Consider the following 16,321-nt stretch of genomic DNA (forward strand, 5'->3'; position numbering starts at 1 on the left):
GCACGCCCCAGCTAGCGGTCAACCACGTTCATGGCCATGGCCCCGGACACGGAGCAGTACGGCCGCACGCGCACCGGCCGTGCGGGACTCGCGACGACGAATCGCGGGTCCTCCTGCGGGGACACGGGTACGGCGGGGTACGCACAGGAGTTCTTGACGTCGGGGAAGTCCTCGAAGAGGTGGCACACGCGGACCCGGCGCCGCTCGAAGGGGCTCGGCTGGATCCACCAGTCCCAGTCCTCCCAGCGCTCCAGCCGCTGCTCGACGACCTGGTCCAGCGGGAGGGCCGCCTGGAAGAACCGCCCGCCGTAGACCTCGGCGGGGACGGAGATCTCCGAGCCGTAGTGGCCGCGCCGGGTGAGGATCACGCGGGCGCCCGGCAGCAGGTCGAGCTCGCCCAGCAGCACGGCCGACAGGGTGATGCGGTCGTCGGCCACCTGGACGGTGGAGACCTCTGCGTGCGCGGCGCGCAGCACGGTACGGAGCATCAGCTTGCCGTTGGGCTGCGCGTAGGGGAGGTTCCACAGCACGGGCCCGCCGCTCGGGTCGGCCAGCAGCCGGGTGCGCACGCCGATCAGGGCGCGGGTGTCGCGGATGCCCGCCTTGAGGTGGACGAACTCGCCCTTGGCCGACTCCATGATGACCTGCCAGCGGCCGTCGCCGAGGGTGTCCAGCGCCTCGGGGGTGATGTTCGCGGTGTACCGGGTGCCGCCCGTGTCGAGCGCGGACCGCTGCGTGCGCAACCGCAGGTCGGGGAGCTGGTTGCCACCCGACGCCGTGTGGCGCAGCAGGAAGTTCCACCGACCGCGGCCCTCTTCGGGACCGTCGACGGACAGCCGGAGCCAGCCCGCGTCGACGGCCGTCGCGTGGCAGGCGGCGGTGCGCATCGAGGCGGGCGGGGCGGTCGCGCCGGACTCACGGCCGAGGAGCTTCGAGGAGGGCTTGCGGTACTTGCCCCCGGCCCGGGCCCGGCGCCGGGCGGCGTCCTCGAACAGCTCGACGTACCGGGAGGCGATCACGGTGGGGTCGTACCGGGAGGAGTTGCGCAGGGCCGCGGCGGCCATCCGGCGGCGCAGCTCGCCGTCGGCCATCACCGTGCGCAGGCCGGCCGCGACGGCGGAGGCGTCCCCGTTGGTGACGAGCAGGCCGTCCTCGCCGTGGGTGAGGATCTCGCGCGGGCCGACCGGGCAGTCCGTCGAGACGACCGGCAGACCGCACCGCATGGCTTCCACGAGGGTCATGCCGAAGGACTCGGCGCTGGAGGTGACCACGGCGATCGATCCCTTGGCCCACTCGGACTCGATCGGTGAGAAGCCGCCCATGAGCAGCACCTGTCCGGCCAGGCCCAGTTCGTGCACCATCGTGCGCAGCTTGGCGGCCTCGCCGCCGTCACCGTAGATGCGCAGCTGCCAGTCCGGGAACTCCCCCGCGAGCTGGGAGAACGCCTCCAGCAGCAGGTCGTAGCGCTTGACGTGGTGCATGCGACCGGCGCTGACGATCACGTTGCGGTCGCCTTCGGAGGGCCTGACCACGGGCTCCGGAACACTGTTGGGGATGCCGACGACGGGCAGTCCGCGCGGTACCGGGGTGTGCTCGACGAAGGACCGGGCGTCCGCCTCGGTGACGGTGGTCACCGCGTCGAGGCGCGGGTACACGCGGGCCATCTCGGCGCGGACCGCCGGGGGGATGGCCAGGTGGGTCATGTGCTCCTGGGCCACCCGCAGCACGTTGTCGTGCGTGTACTGGGCGACGAACAGGTTGAGGCTGGGGCGGGTGCCGATGACGACGTCGGCGGTGGTCTTGGCGAGGTAGTCGATGATCCGCTGGTCGGTGAGCCGGCTGTACTGCGCGTAGAACTCCTCCTGGCGCGGTACGACCGAGCTGGGCTCCTCCAGTCCCGGGTCGCCCCGGTCCACACCGGTCTTGCCGGCCCGCAGGTCGACCAGGGCCCGGACGGCGACCTGGGGCGAGATCTCGAACTTCGGGGCGGTGGCGCGCTGGAAGACGGAGACGATCTCCACCTCGTGGTCGGCGGAGAGCGCCTCGGCGAGGTTGATGACGGTGCGGTTCGTACCGCCGATGCCGTAGACGTTGTTGATGAGGAAGGAGATCTTCATCGGACGTGGGACTCCTTCCTCTCGAAGGGACTGGGTATGGGGAAGTAGGCGCTGAGGAAGTTCTTCAGCATCCGGGACTGGCGCTCCATGTCCCGGCCGTCGGAGACGGTGTCGTTGATGCAGAAGGCCTGCCGGTCGCGGCGGGCGAGGAGGATGCCCATCCGCCGTTCGATCTCCGGCTTGTCCAGGGCGAGGTACGCGAACTCGATGTCCGAGGGCACCGCGCGGCCGGTGAAGTACGCGTAGTAGTGGTACAGCGAGGAGGGGATCGAGATGTCGGTGACGCTGCGGAACCGGCTGAGGCCGGTGCCCTGGTGGTGGTCGGCGAACTCCTGCTGGATCTCGAAGAGGATCGAGCGGCGCAGCGGGTACGGGGCGTGCCGCATCTTCTGCACGATGGTCGGGCCGAACCGCTCGGCGATGATCCGCCGGTTGTTCTTGCCCGCGGCGTCCACCGGGCGGTCCTGGGAGCTCACCCGCTGCTGCGGTACCTGGGACGGGGAGAAGAAGACCCTGGTCGTGCCGTTGGACAGGAAGAAGTCCTGAGGGGTGACGGGCCTGCCGAGGAACATGTCGTCGTTGAAGTAGAGGAAGTGCTCGGCGAGCCCGTCGATGTGGTGCAACCGGCTCTCGATGGCGTGCGAGTTGAACGTCGGCAGCGCCCTCGGGTCGTCGAATATCTCCCGGTGGTCCACCATCGTGATCCGCGGGTGCTCCGGGTCCAGCCAGGCCGGCCGCTGGCGGTCGGTGACCAGGAAGATGCGGCGCACCCAAGGGGCGTTCTGCTCCAGCGAGCGCAGCGAGTAGCGCAGCTCGTCGCGGCTGATGTAGCGGGCCGCGTTGGCGGACTCCTCGTGGTAGCCGCTGTGGCCGAACTCCCGTCGGCGGCGCTGCCAGGCGGGGTCGTTGCCGTCGACCCAGGTGTAGACGACGTCGATGGGGAACCGGACGTCCTCGGGGAGCGCGGCGGCGTACGGCTCCAGGGTCCGCACCGAGCGGGTGCGGCGGGTGTGGCGGGACGCGAACCCGGTGAGCCGGGAGACGGGGACCATCACGCGGGGAGCGTCGAGGGGCACCTCGTCGGTGACCAGGTTGGGCCGCGGCGCGATCAGCATCCCGTCCTCGGTCCGCCAGAACTCGATGTCGCTGCCGAACTCCAGTCCGAGCGGGAGGGAGCCGCCCGGGTCCCGCCAGACCATGCCGACGCGCAGGACGGTGGCGTCGGCCCCGATCCGGCGGGCGCGCCGGGATCCGCAGAGCGCGGCCCGCAGGGCCGCTTTGGGGGCGTTGCCGCGGGATACGTAGACGGGGGCCTGGCGGCAGCTCTCGGTCAGGGCGTCGAGGACCCGCTCCCGGTTCTCGGCCCGGACCCCGAAGCAGGCCCGGAAGTCGCTGGCCCCGCGCACGGCGAAGTAGTCGACGCCGGCCGATTCCAGGGCGGTCACGACGAGTTCGAGGTTGGCCTCGCGCAGGCCGAGCGGTGAGGCGGTGGGCCGGACCAGGGCGATCTGCGCCCCCCGGTCCATCAGCGCCGCGAGCCGCTCCCCCTGGCGGAACAGGTGCGGCCAGCGCCTGCGGGCCCGCAGCGCGCGCAGCGCCTGGCTCAGGCCGATGCCCATCTGCAGTCGGCGCAGGATGCGCTTGATCAGGCCGCGCAGCCGCAGCGGGATGCGCCGGGCCAGGCTGCGGCGCAGCGATGTGGGCAGCATGGTGCGGTAGACGGCGACCAGCGATGACGCCTCGGGGTTCATCACTGCCATGGACCGGTGCTCTCGTACGGGTCCCCGGGGACCTCGTCCGGGGCGGCCACCGGCTGCTCGAACGGGCTGGGCACCGGGTAGTAGCGGCGCAGGAAGTCCAGCAGGGTGCCGGTGCCCGAGGCCAGGCCCTCGCGACTGCCCAGGCCCATGAGGTGGATCTGCTGCGTGTCGCGGCGTACCAGGAGCCGTTCCAGCAGGCGGTTGATGCCGGGCATGCCGGCGTGGAGGCTGAGCGTGCCCTCGCCGGAGGGGTCGGCGAGCCCGACGACGTGCGCGGCGTGGTGGACGACTCCGTCCACCGGGTGGGTGCCGGGCAGTTCGGCGACGTACTGGGGGTCCGGCGGCGGCCAGAGCGCGGTGTGTCCGTCGCGGACGGCGCCGAGCACCTCCGCGGTGTGGGGCTGGGGGCCGTGCGCGTACCCGTGGGCGACGGCCCGGTTGGTGTACGCGAACGCCGCCGAGGTCCACGGCGCCTCGGCCTCGGTGGCGGACCAGCCGCCCCGGCGGGGCCGGGTCCCGCCGAGCGGGGTGAAGTAGTCGAAGGGCCGGACCGGGCGGCCGAACAGCGCGCCCGGCCGGAACAGCAGGGACCGGGCGGCCGCTCCCGGCAGGGGCTGCAGGGCCGGGTCCATGTCGTTGCCGGCGCCGATCAACCGCAGTCGCTCGCTGCTGTGCACCCAGGCGGGCACGGGCCGGGAGGCGACGAGGTGCACCACGTCGATCCAGGGGGCGTACTGGTGGATCGAGCGGAGCGTGGCGCGCAGCAGTTCCTCGGCCCAGGGCTCGGAGTGCTGCCAGAGGACCACCGCGTCGACGGGGTAGGTGATCTCCTCCAGGCGCGGTACGTCGAAGCCCTCCCGGGTGAGGGTGCGCGCGGCGTTCGCGTCGATGTCGGCGTAGCCGCAGAGCCGGTCGAGGCCGATGTCGATCAGTCGGGGGGCGTCCTGCGTGGGGACCACCCGCTGGACGCGGTTGGGTCGCGGGCCCACCAGTCTGGGCGTGTCCAGGGTGGTGTTGTCCGTCCAGAACTCGATCTCCACGCCCTGGTCGTCCCCGACCCACAGGGAGCGGGTCGGCTCGGTGCGCAGCCAGGTCAGTCGGATCACCCGGGCCTTGCCGTAGGCCTTCCAGGCCTTGACGTGGCTGCCGGGGATCTCGGAGGTGGACTCGTCCACCGGGGACGCGGAGACGACGTAGCCGGTGTGCTCCTCCAGCAGGGCGCGCAGCACGCGCCGTACGTCGGACTTGCTGCGCTGCGGAACGGCGAGGGTGATCCGGCGGTCGTCCAGCGCGGGTACCGCGAACCACGGGATCCCGGCCAAGTCGAAGGCGGTGGAGACCAGGCTCAGGTCGGTACGGCGGGCGACGTCGGAGGTGAGTCCGGAGTGGACGTGCCCGATCCGGCCGTCCATGGCCTGGGCCCGGCCCTCGGGGACGTTGTTGAAGTCGCTCTCGCGGACCTGCCGCAGGGCGCGCTGGTGCAGGCGCGACTCGCGGGAGGCGAGGGTGCGCTTGATCCGCTTCTTGACCTTGCGGCGCATCTGCGGCGGCATCTTGCCGGCGGCGGCGCGCAGGGGCTGGGGCACCAGCTTGGCGTAGACGTGGGAGGCGGAGCTCATCGATTCGGGGTCAGCCATGTCGTGCGCTCCTCACTCGTGTTCGCAGGGGCTGGGGGTCGGGAAGTAGGCGTTGAGGAAGCCGTCGAGGACTTCCGTCTGCGCCTCCATGTCCTCCGGGGTGGAGAAGGCGTCGTTGAGGCAGAACGAGTACTGGCTGCGCCCGTCGAGCAGTTTCTGCAGCCGGTCCGCGAGGTCCGGCACCGCCAGCTGGAGGTAGGTGAAGCGCATGGAGCCGGGCTGTGCCCGGCCGGTGAGCGCCGCGTAGTACAGGGCGAAGGAGGAGGTCGGCGAGAGGTCCGTCATGGCCCTGAACCGGCTGGCCGCGGTACGTGCCCAGGCCTCCGGGAAGTCGGCCTCCGCCTCCTCCATGGCGCTGCGGCGCAGCGCGTAGGGGATGTGCTCCATGGGCTGGGTGATGACCCGGCCGAAGCGTTCGCGGAGCAGGGCCCGGTTGTTCTTGCAGGCGGCGTCGACCGGGGTGTCGGTCTCGACGACGGGACCCTGGGGGATGCGGTTGCGCGAGGGGAAGTACCGGGCCGTGCCGACGGGGGTGAAGAAGGCGTGCGGAGTGACCGGGCGGCCGATGAACATGTCGTCGTTGAAGTAGAGGAAGTGCTCGGCGAGCCCGGGGATGTGGTGCAGCTGGCTCTCGATGGAGTGCGAGTTGAACGTGGGCAGGTCGGAGGGGTTCCGGAATATCTCCCGGTGGCTCACGACCTGGAATCCGGGCACGTCCGTGCGCATCCACGCGGGCACCTGGTCGTCCGTCACCACATAGACGTTCCGGATCCACGGGGCGAACAGATGCAGCGATCGTATGGAATAGCGCAATTCGTCGCGGCTGATGAATCGGGCATCGCTCGCGGATTCCGCGTGATACACCTCACCCTTTGCCGACGCTTTGCGTGCGGCCCAGGCGGGGTCATTCCCGTCCACCCACGTATAGACGGCGTCCACCGGGAAATCGATGTCCTCGACGCCGGGAACCAGGAATTCGGGCCGGGTGGCCAGCGGCGGCGCCAGGTGCTGGGGCGTCGAGTGGGACACGAAGCGGCTGAACAGGCGCGGCGCGCACCAGACGTTCTGCCCGCCGGCGGATACGGAGAAGACGCTCCGGTTGGGGCGCGGCGCCACCAGGCGGTCGCCCTCGCGCTTCCAGAACTCGATGGCGCAGCCGTACTCGTGGCCGAGCAGCAGATGGCCCCCGGGGTCGGTCTGGTACCAGCTGACCTGCACGCCCACGGCGGAGGTCACGTCCTGCCATACCTGCGGGTCCCCGCTGGGGACCGGTCGGGGGGCCTTCGCCTGCGGCTCCCGCAGCAGGGTCACGTGGCCGGGGTAGCTGCTCAGGTACCGGACGAGCCCCTCCAGGAGGCGCATGCGGTCCTCCTCGACGACGGCCACGACGGTGCCGTGGTCCGATGTGCCGCGCACGGCGAATGAGCCGATTCCCAGATGGTCGAGGAGATTCGCGACCGCGGCCCGGTTCCATTCCCGGGCGGCCAGCGGAGTGGCGCGGGGATGGACGTAAGCGACGTCACCCGCGTCTCCGACGCGCAGTTGCGGCCGCGGAACCGGTTGATGGGCCGCCGCGTCCAGCAGATGACCGATCCCCGCCCCCGCCTGCATCACATAGTCAGGCATGGTGGTCACGCGCAACCTCCCCGCAGTGCTGGAACTGGACACTCGCGCTGCAGAGCCCCGATCCAACCGCCGCAAGATATGAAAAGAGTAAACGATTTATCGACAAGGACGGGACCCGTTCGGATCACACCGGCAGGGCCTCCGCCCCGCCCCGCGGCCTTCCGGCCGCTCCTGCGATCCGCACCCCCGTGCAACTGCCCCGCCCTCTCAGACCGTCACCCACCCGCCGAGCGCCAGTCCGGAGACCGACACGTCCTGGCGGGCCACGGCCAGCCGGCCGTCGCGGTCCAATGAGGCGATGACCAGCCTGCCGAGCGCGTCCACGGCGCCCGCGGGCTCGCGGACGCCGGTACCGCCCGTCCGCTCCCACCACAGGCCGCCGTGCTCCTGCTCGGTGGCGAACGCCCCGACCCCCACGACGCCCTCGGCGGAGCGCTGGAGCAGTACGGTGCAGTCGTAGCCGTCGATGGCCATCCGCAACGCGCTCACCCCGTCGCCGCCGGCGGTCCCGATCGAGGTCGCCGCCCCGTCGGTGCGGTGGGCCCAGAGCGTGCTCCGGGTGCTGTCGCACCCGTAGATCGTGATCCGGCCCGGCCCGGTGAGAAGGGCCCCCAGGGCGGTGCCGGGCGCCGTGGAGAGCGGCAGGCGCTCGCGCGCCGTGTGCCGCATCACTCCTTGGGCGTCCCGTCGCCAGCGCTGCACTCCCCCGGGGGAGGGAGCGAAGACCTCGGGTCGACCCTGGTCGTCGAGTACGGCTGCCATGCCGTCCTGCACCTGCGGCCCGTGCAGGTCGTGCCACGACGTCCACTTGCCGTTCGGCCGCTGGGAGCGGCAGGTCACGTACCCGCTGAAGTTGCGCACGTACACGTGCAGGCCGCCGGCGGCGTCGGCGACCACGGCCGGTACCCCGAGCTCTCGGCCCCGGTCGGTGTGCCTGCCGTGCGGATTGCCGAGGGAGCGCCAGTCCCCCAGCGGCCGGCCGCTCTGGTACTGGGTCGCGTGCATCACCTCGACCGAGGCGCCGCCGTCCGGTCCCGGGGTGCGGCGCAGGGAGACCAAGTGCACCCAGCCCTGCGGGGTCTGAGTCACCGCCAGCACCGGCAGCAGCTCGGGGGAGGGCAGCAGCTCTCGCTCGCTCCAGTCCGGGCCGCCGGGTGTCCGCTCGGTCCAGCGCGCCAGGCCGCCGCCGAGGGCGGCGTACGCCGTGAGGAGCCCGTCGGTACCGCGGGTCAGCGCGACCCTGCGGCCGGGATAGCGCACGACCGCCGGGCCCGGCGCGGAGGGGGCCTCGCAGGACACGGGGGTGCGGAAGCACTCCACCGCCATCGGCTCCGCGCCGGAGGCGACGGCGCGGTGCACGGCTTCCAGCGTGGCCTGCGCCACCGCGGAGTGCTCGGGGTGGTCGGGGCGCACGGCCCCGGTCTGCTCGCTCCAACCGGTGTGGCCCGGATCGGGATCAAGGGTGCATATCGTGCCGGGCATGAAGATCTCCAGCACGGAGACCACCAGGTCCACCAGCTCGCCCGGAGCGTCCTGGGCCAACGCCTCGGCCGGGTCCGCGAAGCAGACCTCGACGTGGGGGGCGTCGGCGAGGGCGAAGACGTCCAGCACCTCGCCGTCCGCGAGGTCCTCCGCCGAGCGCCGCCACGACGCGCCGCGCCCCAGCACCTGGAGCAGCCGGTCGCGCTCGGGCGCACCGCTGCGCGCGAGACAGACGACGGCCACGGGGCGGCCCGGTTCGTTCAGCGAGCGCAGCAGCTCGGACCCGGTCGCGGTGAGCGCGTCCGCGGGATGCGCGAGTACGTAGAGGACACGGGTGGGAGCCGGCGTTCGGGAGGCGGGCGTACCGGGGACCGCGGACCGTGCGCCGGCCGCCGCCCTGCGGCGACCCCGCGCCGAAGGGCGCGCGCCTCTGTCCGAAACCCGCCCCACCATGCTCTCCCCTGTCAGTGCCGCACCTTGCCCGCCGCCACCTTATGCCAATCCCACATTCGGATGAACACAAGACCTCGTGGCAAGACTGTCGCAGGATCACGTGGTAGGAGCGCCAGGTGCACCCCCCTATAGTTTTCGGTCAAACGCATGTTCAACAAAGGAATCGACGCGATGACGCAGACTGCCACGACGCCCGGCGAGCGGCGGGACCGGCGAGCCACCCCGCGCCGACGGCGCGTGTTGAGGATCACCCTCCTCGTCGTAGCCCTGCTGGTGCTCGGCACGGCCGGCGCCGGCTGGTGGGTGTACAGCAGCCTCGACAGCAACATATCCAGCGTCGACCTTGACCAGGCGATCGGCGACAACCGCCCGCAGAAGGTGGCCGCGAACGCGCAGAACATCCTGGTGCTCGGCTCGGACTCGCGCGCCGGGGCCAACGGCGACCTCGACCACGGCAACGTCAGCGGCGCCCGCTCGGACACCGCGATGCTGGTGCACATACCCGAGGGCCGGGCGAAGGCGACCGCGGTGAGCATCCCCCGCGACACCCTCGTCACCCGGCCCGAGTGCAAGAACAAGGACGGCAAGACCGTCCCCTCCGCGAAGCGGGTCATGTTCAACTCGGTGTACTCCCTCGCCGGTCCGGCCTGTGTGGTCAACACGGTGGAGCAGCTCTCCGGGATCCGCGTGGACCACTTCGTCGAGGTGGACTTCGCCGGCTTCAAGGGCCTGGTGGACGCCCTCGGCGGAGTCACCGTCACCCTCGACAAGCCGATGACCGGCGAGAAGGGCGGTCTGAAGCTGGACGCCGGCAGCCACCGGCTGAACGGCGAGGACTCGCTCAAGTTCGTCCGCACCCGCTACGGTTACGGCGACGGCAGCGACCTCGGCCGCATAGGCCTCCAGCAGCAGTTCATGATGGCGATGCTGTCCGAGATCAAGAAGCAGGACGCCTTCGGCAACCCGGCGCGGCTGTACAAGCTCGCGGACGCCGGCACCAAGTCGCTGACCACCGACTCCGACCTCGCGTCGCTCACCGCCCTCGCCGACTTCGCCAAGAGCATGAAGGGCGTCGACCCGGACACCATGGAGACGATCATGCTTCCGGTGGCCTACGACAAGATCGACCGCAACCGCGTCGTCGCCGCCGAGCCGCAGGCGAGCCAGTTGTGGGAGGCCCTGCGCAAGGACCAGAAGATCCCGGCCTCGGCGAAGGAGTCGCCCGCCAAGGGCTGACGAACCGGACGCGGATCGGGCGCGAAGCGGGCTGTACGGGGACTCCCCGCACAGCCCGCTCGGCGTTCGCCCGGACGGGGCTGCGGTCAGAACTTGGCGTCGCGGCCCGTGCGGCCCAGGCGGCTGTGGCCCCGGCCGTAGAGGAAGTAGACGACGATGCCCACGGCCATCCAGATCCCGAAGCGGATCCAGGTCTCGGCCGGCAGGTTGAGCATCAGCCAGAACGACGCCGCGATCGACAGGATCGGGACCAAGGGCACCCACGGGGTGCGGAAGGCCCGGTGCAGGTCGGGGCGGGTCCGGCGCATGATGATCACGCCGAGGGCGACGATCACGAAGGCGAACAGGGTGCCGATGTTCACCAGCTCCGCGAGCTTCTCCAAGCTCGTGAAGCCCGCGAGGATCGCGATGACCACACCCAGCAGGACGGTCGCCCGGTAGGGGGTGCGGTACTTGGGGTGGGTGACGGAGAAGACGCGCGGCAGCAGGCCGTCCCGGCTCATCGCGAAGAACACCCGGGTCTGTCCGAGCAGCAGGATCATGCACACGGTGATCAACCCGACGGACGCCCCGAGGCTGATGGCACCGGCGAAGAAGGGCTGGCCCACGGATTTGAAGGCCTCGGCGAGCGGGGCGGTCGGCGACATCTGCGTGTAGTGCTGCATGCCGGTGACCACCAGCGTCACGGCGACGTAGAGCACGGTGCAGATCATCAGTGAACCGAGGATGCCGCGCGGCATGTCCCGCTGGGGGTTCTTGGTCTCCTCCGCCGCGGTGGCCACCACGTCGAAGCCGATGAAGGCGAAGAAGATGAGCGAGGCCGCCGTGAAGATCCCCATGACGCCGAAGTTGGTGGGCGCGTAGCCGAAGAGCAGCTGGATCAGGGGCGCGTGGACCCCGCCGCCCGCCTCCTGCGGTTGGGCCGGGGGAACGAACGGGGAGTAGTTGTCCGCCTTGATGAAGAACAGGCCCGCCACGATGACCAGCAGCACCACGGTGACCTTGATGGCGACCACGATCGCGGTGATCCGGGCCGAGAGCTTCGTCCCGATGACCAGGACGGCGGTCAGCACCAGGATCAGCAGGAAGGCCAGCAGGTCGAACGTGCCTCCCGCGTCCGGTCCGGACAGCGCGACGGGCAGGTCCCAGCCGAGGTTGGTCTCCATCAAGTGGCGTACGTACCCCGACCAGCCGACCGCGACCACGGCGGTGCCGAGCGCGAATTCGAGCACCAGGTCCCAGCCGATGATCCAGGCGGGCAGCTCGCCGATGGACGCGTACGCGAAGGTGTACGCCGAGCCCGCCACCGGCACGGTGGACGCGAACTCCGCATAGCAGAGCGCCGCGAGGGCGCAGACGATGCCCGCCGCCACGAAGGCGAGTGCGGTCGCGGGTCCGGCGTTGTTCCGGGCGGCGATGCCCGTGAGAACGAAGATGCCGGTGCCGATGATGACGCCGACGCCGAAGACGGTCAGGTCCCAGGCGGAGAGCGATTTTCGGAGCGCGTGCTCCGGTTCCTCGGTGTCCCGGATGGACTGCTCGACCGACTTGGTGCGGAAGGGACTGTTCAGATCCGTACTCACCAACGCACCTCCCAAGACGGGAACGGGCCGGGAGGCCCACCCTCCTCAAGGGTGATCTCCCGACCCGTGACGTGCAACCGCGCGTCGATCTACGACCGCCCGGGCGGGCTAGTCCACGGTGGCGGCCGGCTCGCTGTCGTAGCGCCCGTCGAGCTTGGCCACCAGGCCCGTGACCTGCCGCGCGATGTCCGGCGCGGTCAGCCCGATCTCGGCCATGACCTCCTTGCGGGTGGCGTGGTCGAGGAAGCGCTGCGGGATGCCGAAGTCGCGCAGCGGTACGTCCACTCCCGCGTCCCGGAGCGCCTGCGCGACGGCGGAGCCCACACCGCCGGTGCGGCCGTTGTCCTCGACGGTGACCACGACGCGGTGGCGGTCGGCGAGCGGGGCCAGCGCCTCGTCCACCGGCTTGACCCAGCGCGGGTCGACCACGGTCGTGGTGATGCCCTGCTTGTCGAGCAGGTCGGCGATCTCCAGGCACATCGGGGCCAGCGCTCCGACCGAGACGAGGAGTACGTCCGGTCGGGTGACGTCGGCGCCGGGGGCGCGCAGTACGTCCATGCCGCCGATCCGGCCCACGGCCGGGACGGCCGGGCCGACGACGCCCTTGGAGTAGCGCACGACGGTCGGCGCGTCCTTGACCTCGACGGCCTCGCGCAGCTGGGCGCGCAACTGCTCCGCGTCACGCGGGGCGGCGAGGCGCAGACCGGGCACGACCTGCATGATCGACATGTCCCACATACCGTTGTGGGAGGCGCCGTCCGTGCCCGTGACACCGGCCCGGTCCAGGACGAAGGTGACCCCGCAGTTGTGCAGGGCCACGTCCATCAGGACCTGGTCGAAGGCGCGGTTGAGGAAGGTCGCGTACACCGCGAATACCGGGTGGGCGCCGCCGGTGGCCAGGCCCGCCGCCGAGGTGGCGCCGTGCTGCTCGGCGATGCCGACGTCGAAGATCCGGTCCGGGTAGGCGTCCGCGAACCTCTTGAGGCCCACGGGCTGGAGCATGGCCGCGGTGATCGCGACGATGTCCTCGCGCTCCTTGCCGAGCTTGACCATCTCGTCGGCGAAGACGGAGGTCCAGCTGGCGGCGTCGGTGGAGACGGGCAGGCCGGTGTCCGGGTGGATCACGCCGACCGCGTGGAAGCGGTCCGCCTCGTCCTGGACGGCCGGCTCGTAGCCCCGGCCCTTCTGGGTGAGGCAGTGCACGATGACCGGGCCGCTGAAGCGCTTGGCGCGCTGCAGGGCCGATTCCAGGGCCTCGATGTCGTGGCCGTCGATGGGGCCGATGTACTTCAGGCCCAGGTCCTCGAACAGGCCCTGCGGGGCGATGAAGTCCTTGAGGCCCTTCTTGGCGCCGTGCAGGGTCTCGTAGAGCGGCTTCCCGACGACGGGGGTGCGCTCCAGCAGGTCCTTGCCCCGGGCCAGGAAGCGCTCGTAGCCGTCCGTGGTGCGCAGGGTCGCCAGGTGGTTCGCGAGGCCGCCGATGGTGGGGCCGTACGAGCGCTCGTTGTCGTTGACGACGATGACCAGCGGGCGGTCCTTGGCGGCGGCGATGTTGTTCAGCGCCTCCCAGGCCATGCCGCCGGTCAGGGCGCCGTCGCCGATGACGGCGGCGACGTGGTGGTCCTCGCGGCCGAGCACCTCGTTGGCCTTGGCGAGGCCGTCGGCCCAGCCCAGCACGGTGGAGGCGTGCGAGTTCTCGATCACGTCGTGCGCGGACTCGGCGCGCGAGGGGTAGCCGGACAGGCCGCCCTTGGAGCGCAGGTTGGCGAAGTCCTGGCGGCCGGTGAGCAGCTTGTGCACGTAGGCCTGGTGACCGGTGTCGAACAGGACCTTGTCCTTGGGCGAGTCGAAGACCCGGTGCAGGGCGATCGTCAGTTCGACCACCCCGAGGTTGGGGCCGAGGTGCCCGCCGGTCTTGGAGACGGCGTCGACGAGGAAGGACCTGATCTCCGCGGCGAGCTGTTCGAGCTCCTCCTGGCTGAGCCGGTCCAGATCGCGCGGTCCCTTGATGCGGGGCAGCAGCACCCGTGCCTCCTTGCAGTTGCTTGCTGGTCTGTCGAGTCTAATGTTCCGCCCGCCGGCGCGGTCATCGGGCCGTACCGGTGGAGTCACACCTTTGTCATACATGTACTTAGAGCCTGGACATCACACATCACATACGGGCGTATAACCGCACAGTTGTACGGACTGCCGTACGCACAGGTGCCCGGTGCCACACGGAGTGGCACCGGGCACTGTGACCGGTCTTACCGCGGGCGCCCCCGCCGGGGCGCCCGTCCGCACGCGCGCTAGGCGCGTCCGGCCGTCTTCTGGGTCTTGCGCGTGATCGAGTCGATCACCACGGTGGCCAGCAGCACCGCACCGGTGATCATGTACTGGATCGGCGTCGCGATTCCCTCCAGGGCCAGACCGTACTGGATCGAGGTGATGACCATGACGCCGAGGAGGGCGTTCCAGGTCCGGCCGCGGCCGCCGAAGAGGCTGGTGCCGCCGATGACGGCCGCCGCGATCACGTTCATGAGCAGGTCGCCGGCGCCCGCGCTCTGGTTGGCCGCCGCGATCTTGGAGGCCCAGAAGAGCCCGCCGATGGCGGCGAAGGTGCCCGCGATGGCGAAAACGGCGATCCGGACCCGGTTGACGTTGATGCCCGCCCGGCGGGAGGCCTCGACGCTGCCGCCGAGCGCGAACACGTTGCGGCCGAAGGTGGTGCGGCGCAGCACGAAGTCCGTGCCGACCAGGGCCAGCAGGAAGAGCACCACCGCGAGCGGCAGGCCCTTGTACTGGTTGAACACCACGGCCGGGCCGAAGGTGAACAGCGCGAGCACACCCGTGCGCAGCAGGATCTCGCCCAGGGGCCGGGAGGGGATCCCGGCCGCCTCACGACGGCGGGCGTCGAAGAAGCCGGCGATGAAGTACCCGACCACGGCGACCGCGGCCAGTCCGTAGCCGACGGCCACGTCCGAGAAGAAGTACGTGGTCAGCTGCCCGACCACACCCTCGGAGTCGAGGTTGATCGTGCCGTTGCTGCCGAGGATCTGCAGCATCGCGCCGGACCAGAAGAGCAGGCCCGACAGGGTGACCGCGAAGGCCGGGGCGCCGATCCTGGCGAAGAAGAAGCCGTGGATGGAGCCGATGAGGGCGCCACCGGCCACGGCCGCCAGGATCGCCAGCCACTCGTTCACACCGTTCGTGACGGCGAGGACGGCGACGATCGCACCCGAGACGCCGCTCACCGAGCCGACCGAGAGGTCGATCTCGCCGAGCAGCAGCACGAAGATGATGCCGACGGCCATCATGCCGGTGGCGACCATCGTGATCGCGATGTTGGTGAGGTTCTCCGGGGAGAGGAAGTTCGAGTTCAGCCCCTGGAAGATGGACCAGATGATGATCAGGCCGAGGACGACCGGTACGGAGCCCAGGTCACCGGCCTTGAGCTTGCGGCCGAACTCGTTCACGTACCCGCCGAGTCCCTGCTCGCGGACGAGCAGTCGGGGGTCCACCGCCGGGATGGCGTCCGGCGCGGCGGCCGGGTTGACCGGGTCGACGTGCTCCGTGCGGCCCGCGGGGCCCTTGCCCAGCGGAGAGGCGGGAGGGTTCTGGGTGCTCACTTGCGGGCCTCCCCGGTACGGGCCGCCCGGCGGGTCACGGCGTTGTCCGTGGCCCCGGTGATGGCGGAGATGATCTCTTCCTGCGAGGTGTCGGCGACGTTGAAGACACCGTTGTTGCGGCCCAGCCGCAGCACGGCCACCTTGTCGGCGACCGCCTTCACATCGGCCATGTTGTGGCTGATGAGGATGACGGCGTGGCCGCGCTCGCGCAGCCGCTCCACCAGGTCGAGGACCTGTGCGGTCTGCTCGACGCCGAGGGCGGCGGTGGGCTCGTCGAGGATCACGAGCTGGGGCTCGCCCAGCATCGAGCGGGCGATCGCCACGGTCTGGCGCTGACCGCCGGAGAGCGAGGCGATGGGGATACGGACACTGGGGATCCGGATGGACAGGGTGGTCAGGAGCTCGCGGGCGCGGCGCTCCATCTCCACCTCGTCGAGGACACCGCGGCGCTTGAGCTCGCGGCCGAGGAAGAGGTTGCCGACGACGTCGATGTTGTCGCACAGCGCGAGGTCCTGGTAGACCGTCGCGATGCCCAGGTTCTGGGCGTCGTGGGGCTTGGTGATCGAGACCGGGCGGCCCTCCCACTCGATGACTCCGTCATCGATGGGGTGCACGCCGGCGATCGTCTTGACCAGCGTGGACTTGCCGGCGCCGTTGTCGCCGACCAGGGCGACCACCTCACCGGAGTGGATCTCAAGTTCTACGTCGGTCAGGGCCTGAACGGCGCCGAACCGCTTCGAGACCCCTCGCAACGCCAGCACGGGCGCAGCGGACACATGAACCATCTCCTTCGCCGCCTGACCGGCGGGGATGTCGTGC

At 70.8% G+C, this 16,321-nt stretch carries 10 protein-coding genes; 1 reads left to right on the top strand and 9 read right to left on the bottom strand.

The window, feature by feature from the left end; all coding sequences use genetic code 11:
- Positions 1-11: 11 nt before the first annotated feature.
- From ACWFQ8_RS07350 to ACWFQ8_RS07370, 5 genes are all read right to left on the bottom strand, one after another.
- Entirely contained in the window at positions 12-2,117 is a 2,106-nt protein-coding gene (locus ACWFQ8_RS07350; RefSeq protein WP_453785230.1) for a glycosyltransferase family 4 protein, read from the bottom strand.
- Complete coding sequence (locus tag ACWFQ8_RS07355; RefSeq protein ID WP_453785231.1) at positions 2,114-3,877, bottom strand: stealth conserved region 3 domain-containing protein; 1,764 nt, start codon at positions 3,875-3,877, stop codon at positions 2,114-2,116. Before ACWFQ8_RS07355 ends, ACWFQ8_RS07350 begins: the two co-directional genes overlap by 4 nt.
- Positions 3,868-5,514 (bottom strand): sugar phosphotransferase, encoded by a 1,647-nt coding sequence (locus ACWFQ8_RS07360; protein WP_453785232.1) that lies wholly within the window; start codon positions 5,512-5,514, stop codon positions 3,868-3,870. Before ACWFQ8_RS07360 ends, ACWFQ8_RS07355 begins: the two co-directional genes overlap by 10 nt.
- Before the next feature lie 12 nt (positions 5,515-5,526).
- Positions 5,527-7,140: a stealth family protein gene (locus ACWFQ8_RS07365; protein ID WP_453785406.1), complete on the bottom strand. Its 1,614-nt coding sequence runs from the start codon at positions 7,138-7,140 to the stop codon at positions 5,527-5,529.
- 207 nt (positions 7,141-7,347) lie between these two features.
- A complete protein-coding gene (locus tag ACWFQ8_RS07370; RefSeq protein ID WP_453785233.1) occupies positions 7,348-9,075 on the bottom strand; it encodes a PIG-L family deacetylase in 1,728 nt (575 codons plus the stop codon).
- 171 nt (positions 9,076-9,246) lie between these two features.
- Between ACWFQ8_RS07370 and ACWFQ8_RS07375 the strand changes: the two genes are divergently transcribed.
- Positions 9,247-10,311, top strand: a complete 1,065-nt coding sequence (locus ACWFQ8_RS07375; protein WP_453785234.1) for an LCP family protein — start codon at positions 9,247-9,249, stop codon at positions 10,309-10,311.
- 86 nt (positions 10,312-10,397) lie between these two features.
- On the opposite strand, the gene ACWFQ8_RS07380 is transcribed toward ACWFQ8_RS07375, so the two are convergent.
- The 4 genes from ACWFQ8_RS07380 to ACWFQ8_RS07395 all read right to left on the bottom strand — a co-directional run bounded on the left by ACWFQ8_RS07380 (position 10,398) and on the right by ACWFQ8_RS07395 (position 16,287).
- Complete coding sequence (locus ACWFQ8_RS07380) at positions 10,398-11,894, bottom strand: amino acid permease (protein WP_453785235.1); 1,497 nt, start codon at positions 11,892-11,894, stop codon at positions 10,398-10,400.
- A gap of 108 nt (positions 11,895-12,002) precedes the next feature.
- Positions 12,003-13,919, bottom strand: coding sequence for a 1-deoxy-D-xylulose-5-phosphate synthase (gene dxs / locus ACWFQ8_RS07385; RefSeq protein ID WP_453785236.1), 1,917 nt, complete (start codon positions 13,917-13,919; stop codon positions 12,003-12,005).
- Between the two features lie 263 nt (positions 13,920-14,182).
- A complete protein-coding gene (locus tag ACWFQ8_RS07390) occupies positions 14,183-15,472 on the bottom strand; it encodes a sugar ABC transporter permease (RefSeq protein WP_453785407.1) in 1,290 nt (429 codons plus the stop codon).
- A gap of 26 nt (positions 15,473-15,498) precedes the next feature.
- A complete protein-coding gene (locus tag ACWFQ8_RS07395; protein WP_243631148.1) occupies positions 15,499-16,287 on the bottom strand; it encodes an ATP-binding cassette domain-containing protein in 789 nt (262 codons plus the stop codon).
- Positions 16,288-16,321 lie beyond the last annotated feature (34 nt).

The organism is Streptomyces sp. NPDC055254 (assembly GCF_053606025.1).

Coding starts and splice junctions, on each gene's coding strand:
- ACWFQ8_RS07370 (WP_453785233.1), bottom strand. CDS start 9,075: ATGGTGGGGCGGGTTTCGGACAGAGGCGCGCGCCCTTCGGCGCGGGGT.
- ACWFQ8_RS07365 (WP_453785406.1), bottom strand. CDS start 7,140: ATGCCTGACTATGTGATGCAGGCGGGGGCGGGGATCGGTCATCTGCTG.
- ACWFQ8_RS07375 (WP_453785234.1), top strand. CDS start 9,247: ATGACGCAGACTGCCACGACGCCCGGCGAGCGGCGGGACCGGCGAGCC.
- ACWFQ8_RS07360 (WP_453785232.1), bottom strand. CDS start 5,514: ATGGCTGACCCCGAATCGATGAGCTCCGCCTCCCACGTCTACGCCAAG.
- ACWFQ8_RS07350 (WP_453785230.1), bottom strand. CDS start 2,117: ATGAAGATCTCCTTCCTCATCAACAACGTCTACGGCATCGGCGGTACG.
- ACWFQ8_RS07395 (WP_243631148.1), bottom strand. CDS start 16,287: ATGGTTCATGTGTCCGCTGCGCCCGTGCTGGCGTTGCGAGGGGTCTCG.
- ACWFQ8_RS07355 (WP_453785231.1), bottom strand. CDS start 3,877: ATGGCAGTGATGAACCCCGAGGCGTCATCGCTGGTCGCCGTCTACCGC.